1 protein-coding gene is annotated in these 296 nt (G+C 45.3%); it reads left to right on the top strand.

What is annotated here, in order from left to right; translation table 11 throughout:
- Positions 1-296: transposase (locus GPL15_RS27195; RefSeq protein WP_215701809.1), on the top strand; the 296-nt coding region annotated here is incomplete at both ends.

The raw sequence follows: 296 nt of genomic DNA, 5'->3' as shown, positions 1-296 counted from the left end.
GCAAATGCTTCTTACCGGCTGGACAAGTGTCTTTATGAACCCCTGACGGTCTCGATCGGGTGTTCCTTCAACTGCATCAGTGCCTTTGAAAAAGAACTCAAAGCCATTGATGATGCTATTTTGAAAACAGTGAAAGGACTGAACCCTGTCGAGTATCAGATCCTAAACTCTGTTCCCGGAATCGGTAAGGTTTATGCCAGCGGCATCCTGGCTGAAATTGGCACCATTAAGTGTTTTAAGAACAATGATGCACTTGCCAAGTATTGCGGCATTGTCTGGAAGAAAAACAAGTCCGG

Origin of the sequence: Clostridium sp. MCC353 (assembly GCF_018785315.1) — a bacterium.
Lineage (GTDB): Bacteria > Bacillota > Clostridia > Lachnospirales > Lachnospiraceae > CHH4-2.
This window is presented reverse-complemented; position numbering and strand designations above follow the sequence as displayed.